The organism is Bacteroidota bacterium, assembly GCA_034439655.1.
Taxonomy (GTDB): Bacteria; Bacteroidota; Bacteroidia; order UKL13-3; family UKL13-3; genus CANJUD01.
On sequence record JAWXAU010000131.1, the window covers coordinates 1 to 5,720 of the forward strand.

Below are 5,720 nucleotides of genomic sequence, written 5' to 3' on the forward strand. Positions count from 1 at the left end.
GGATTGGGAAATATATTAATTGTATTACTATTTTCCAGCATATCAATTCCTGTAGTTTTGGTATAAGTTGTTACAGTCTCTCCTGTTCCTGGAGTGTTGTGTCCACTGCCCGGGCCCATATTGCCCTGTTGTACGGTGCCATAATAAGTGGGTCCAGGTGTATAGGGATATTCGCCATTATATAGGGAATCTATCGTTACAAAGTAAGCATAAATACCATTTGGATAATCGGGCGTTACACAAAAACGACCATTGTGGTCATCTAAATCGCCGCTGCCATTTGTATATAAATAATCTTCTATATAATAACCCAACGGGTACTGTCCACCTACATTAGGTCCGGCATTTGATGCTGTGCTGCCATCAGGTAAAGTGGTGCGAGTGTTGATATTACGTTTTGCATAACTGCTACGCATACGGGTAATATTTCCCGTTCCATTTGTATTGCTAAAACCATAAGCTCCATATATAGGAAACCCGTCAAATGCATATCCTATAATAGGAGAATGCGTAGCATTGTCTTTATCATTATATAAACAACGGGGATTGAGGTGAGTATGATACTCACCATTAGGAGCAGGATGTCCCAAACAGGTATCAAAACTTATGCCTTCCACATAAATTGCATTCTGGTTCCACACTCCCGCATTATTATAACTGCGTGCGTCTTTGGCATTAAATATAGAAACTCCATTGCTCCACACTCCTGTATGACCTAATGAAGTAGCAATAGCATTCCCTGTATTTTTCTGCGGATTGCGTGTAATTTTAAAAACAAAATTCTGATTGGCTGGCGTATTTGGATTTCCTGTCCATGGGCCTATATCATAACCTGGAATACAGGTAGCACTCACATATACATTGGTGGTAGCGTATTGCACCTGTTGTACATTGCTGAGAATACTTCCATATCCTTTTTGCGAGTTAGTATTGATAACCCAAGAGGTTACTTCAGGGGTAAGTGTTTGTGCATTTAGGTTGAGTGCGAATGCTATAATAGCAAATAAAATAATTCCATTTTTCATGTTTGCGGTTCGTGTTTTTGGTTATAATTTTTATTACGGATGGTTTGTAAAAAGGGTGGGGTATGGATGTAGATTTGACAACTCTGCTTGGCACTAGCGAGGGTATAGTTGTCAAATCTAATCTGTTGCACACACGCATGTAAACATACACGCATCCACCCGTACTTTTGCAACAAAATATATAAACTCACGCAATGCCAAACAACCCATACATCATAGGAATAACAGGTGGAAGTGCATCGGGCAAAACATCTTTTTTGCTCGATCTCAAAACATCATTTAAGCCCGATGAAGTATGTATCGTTGCTCAAGATAATTATTATAAACCTTTTAATGAACAGCAGGCCGATACAAATGGATTTGTAAATTATGATTTGCCTTCTTGTATCGATATCGACAGGTTTTTGCAGGATATCGAAAAACTAAAAAATGGAGAGAGTATTACCAAAAAGGAATATGTTTTTAATAACCCTGGTAAAGTTCCCGAAACTATTGTTGTAGAGTCCGCACCTATTATTATAGTAGAAGGACTTTTTATATATTATTTTGAGCAAATTTCGCTGCAACTACAATTGAAAATATTTGTAGATGCCGATGAGCAAATAAAATGGCAACGCCGCCTGCAACGAGATACAGCCGAACGTGGTATTGAGAATCATTTGGTAAAATATCAATGGGACAATCATGTAAAGCCTGCCTACGATGAATATCTCCTTCCATACAGGAACCATAGCGATATTATCATCGCCAATAATATAAATTATGATAGAGGTTTGGTAGTTATACAGAACCATATTAGGCAAGTGTTGTTTAATAAGTAATAGCCCTTAAATGTTATTGATTAATTACGCAGCTTGCACAAAAGACTGAGCATTGGCTGTGGTATAATAAATCCTTTGCTCTTTCTTCAGGATTGCAAATCCTAAAGAACAGGGATCAGAAGACCAGCCAATTGCAAGTTCCTGATTTTAGGAATACCTGTTCAAAGGTTTTTTATGCTTGGTTATTAGGAGCAACTTGTTCATTTACCAAATGCGTCGGTGGTAAAACCATAGGTATTCGGGAGATATCAGTCTCTTATACATTACCCCCGATAGCAATCGGGGCCTAAAGAGACTTTCTGATATTACATTGCTTTTGTATTAGCAAAATGCCACCCCTCTGGGATTTTTAGTCCAAATTTATTAGTCCCAGTGAGACGACCTTTTGGTAACAAATGTCTACTGTGTAAATCTAAGTCCTGTAGGGACGGCCTTTTAAAAAGAGGCAAATGCTTAACTTAATGACATTGCCCTTTAGGGACGATATATTGCATTTTTTCGAACACGTGTGGTTGTGTGACCAACCACGGGTAAAAAAGCACACTAAGTTTTGAAAGTTTCATATTAGTTGAAGTATTCGCAATTCAGCTTTAAAATAAAAAATGCTAAATATAATCCCGATAATGGTCGGGAGTAAAATATCTTTGCATCCCTGTTAGAGATAGGTAATAAATGAAGAATAAAGAAGAAATAGAAGATGGCTTGATAGAGGTATTCGGTGCCCGCATGCACAACCTCAAAAATATTGATATCGCCATGCCCCGCAACAAACTTATTGTTATAACTGGCCTTAGCGGTAGCGGCAAAAGTTCCTTGGCTTTCGACACCATATTTGCTGAAGGGCAACGCCGCTACCTCGAAACATTTAATGCTTATGCCCGACAATTTGTTGGGAATCTTGAACGCCCCGATGTGGACAAGATTGATGGACTAAGCCCCGTTATCGCCATCGAGCAAAAAACAGTAAGCAAAAATCCACGCTCAACCGTAGGCACTATTACTGAGGTTTATGATTTTCTCCGTTTATTATATGCCCGTGCAGCCGATGCCTATAGTTATATAAGTGGCGAACGAATGGTAAAGATGAATGAAGACCAAATTGTTCAAAAGATATTCGTCAACTTTCATAAGAAAAAAATAATGTTGCTCGCACCAGTAGTGAAGGGCCGCAAAGGCCATTATCGTGAACTCTTCGAGCAAATTCGCAAACAAGGGTATACCAAAGTCCGTATTGATGGAAAACTACAAGACATTGTACCCAAAATGCAAACCGACCGATACAAAATACATGATATAGAGATTTTGATTGACCGCGTACAACCTGATGTCGACAAAGAAACCCGCATAAAAGACAGCATTAAAATGGCCATGAAAACGGGTAAAGGTATTATAATGGTGGCCGAGGCCGATGGGGAAAATGTGCAACATTATAGTCGTTTTCTAATGGACCCCGTTAGCGGTATTAGTTATGATGAGCCACAGCCCAATACTTTCTCTTTTAACTCTCCCTATGGAGCTTGCCCCACTTGCGATGGATTAGGTACACAACGCGAAGTGAATGAGAAATTCTTAATTCCAGACCCAACCAAATCTATTGTAGGGGGGGCATTGGCTCCCTTAGGTGAATACCGCAGCAACTGGACATTTGCAGTAATGAAGGCTTTGGCCAAAAGACATAAGTTTGGATTGAACGATAGCGTCGATTCACTGAAAAAAAACCAAATGGATATTCTGCTCAATGGCGATCAGGAACAGTTGGATGTTGAGTATGAATTTGCTTCGGGCTATAAACAAATATATCATACACAATGGGAGGGGCTAGCCAATTATGTGAAACGCCAGTACCTCGAAAAACCGGGCGATAGCATAGCTGCTTGGGCCGAAGAGTTTATGGAAGTATCACCCTGCCCCAGTTGCCATGGCACCCGATTGAAACAAGAAAGCCTCTGCTATAAAATAGCTGATACTAATATATCACAATTGGCCGAAATGGATTTGTTGAGCTTGGGCAAGTGGATGGAAAATGTGGAGAGCAAATTGGACGAAAGACAAAAAATAATTGCCACCGAAGTACTCAAAGAAATTCGTTCACGTTTGGGATTTTTATTAAATGTAGGTTTAGAATACTTAACCCTCAACAGTCCTGCCCGCACACTAAGTGGCGGTGAAGCACAACGTATACGCTTGGCCACACAGATAGGAAGTCAACTTACCGGTGTATTATATATATTGGACGAACCCAGTATAGGTTTGCACCAACGCGACAATCATAAACTTATAGAAAGTTTAAAGAACCTACGCGATATAGGTAATACCGTTATGGTAGTGGAGCATGATAAAGATATGATGATGGATGCTGATTATATAGTAGATATTGGCCCAGGTGCTGGCAGCCATGGTGGACATATAGTGGCACAAGGAAATCTGCAAGAATTCATGCAACAAAATTCCGTTACTTCACAATATATAAGTGGCAAAAGAAATATTGATGTACCTAAAACACGGCGTGAAGGGAATGGGAAATATATAGAACTGAAAGGCTGCACGGGCAATAATTTAAAAAGTGTTGATGCCAAGTTCCCATTGGGCAACTTCATTTGTGTTACAGGCGTTTCGGGCAGTGGCAAATCATCTTTAATTAATGAAACATTATATCCATTATTACACAAACATTTTTATCAAAGTCGTTTAAAACCTTTACCGCATAAAAGTATTGCAGGACTTAAAAATATTGATAAAGTAATAGAGATTGATCAAAGCCCTATAGGTCGCACACCAAGAAGTAATCCCGCCACCTACGTAGAGGTATATACAGATATCAGAAACCTGTTTACTGCTTTACCCGAAGCGAAAATACGTGGCTACAAACCGGGCCGTTTTTCGTTCAATGTAAAAGGAGGCCGTTGCGAAACTTGCGAAGGCGGCGGCATGCGTGCCATCGAAATGAATTTCCTCCCCGATGTATACGTGCAGTGCGAAACTTGCAAAGGCAAAAGATATAATAGAGAGACTTTGGAAATTAGATATAAAGGTAAATCTATTAGCGATGTTTTGGATATGAGTATAGAACATGCGGTGGAGTTTTTTGAACCTGTACCTTCCATCTATCGCAAAATAAAAACACTAAAAGATGTGGGCTTGGGTTATATCACCTTGGGGCAACAAAGCACCACGTTAAGCGGTGGCGAAGCCCAGCGGGTAAAACTTGCCACTGAGCTTAGCAAACGCGATACAGGTAATACCTTTTATATATTGGACGAGCCCACCACAGGTTTGCATTTCGATGATGTAAAAGTACTGTTAGATGTATTGAACCAGCTAGTAGAAAAAGGCAATACGGTACTTGTAATTGAGCACAATATGGATGTGATAAAGGTGGCAGATTATATAATAGACATCGGCCCCGAAGGTGGCAATGGCGGCGGACAGGTATTGGCCACAGGCACACCCGAAGAACTTATTAAAGTAAAGAAAAGCTACACTGCTCAGTTTTTGAAAAAAGAACTGAAATGAGTTTAGCTTATGGAAAGTTCTAAACTTTCCATAAGCTAAAATACAAGGCAAAGTGTTACAAAATATAAGGCCTCCATTTTTTTAGAAAGTATTCTTTTACGTGGTAGTTCCGTTCCGATTTTGGGAAGGGAACATCAGAAGCCCGCTAACCACTTCATTTTGTGCATGGTTGGTGTCCCCACCAACTACTCTTCGCTTGTACTAGCTCATTATACCGAAACTCAATATATAATAGTCCAAAAGAAAGGGGGACTAATCCCCACGCATCCCGATAATTATCGGGATTAAGCGGGGCTTTCGGGATGTAGTTCGGCATTACCACCGAAACTCAATATATAATAGTCCAAAAGAAAGGGACTAA

At 39.9% G+C, this 5,720-nt stretch carries 3 protein-coding genes; 2 read left to right on the forward strand and 1 reads right to left on the reverse strand.

The window, feature by feature from the left end:
• A partial coding sequence (locus tag SGJ10_09305) for a YHYH protein (protein MDZ4758322.1) occupies window positions 1-1,025 on the reverse strand: 1,025 nt, incomplete at its 3' end.
• A gap of 194 nt (window positions 1,026-1,219) precedes the next feature.
• Here SGJ10_09305 and SGJ10_09310 point away from each other — a divergent pair.
• Entirely contained in the window at window positions 1,220-1,846 is a 627-nt protein-coding gene (locus SGJ10_09310) for a uridine-cytidine kinase (protein MDZ4758323.1), read from the forward strand.
• Window positions 1,847-2,518: 672 nt separating this feature from the next.
• Window positions 2,519-5,359, forward strand: a complete 2,841-nt coding sequence (gene uvrA, locus SGJ10_09315) for an excinuclease ABC subunit UvrA (GenBank protein MDZ4758324.1) — start codon at window positions 2,519-2,521, stop codon at window positions 5,357-5,359.
• Window positions 5,360-5,720 lie beyond the last annotated feature (361 nt).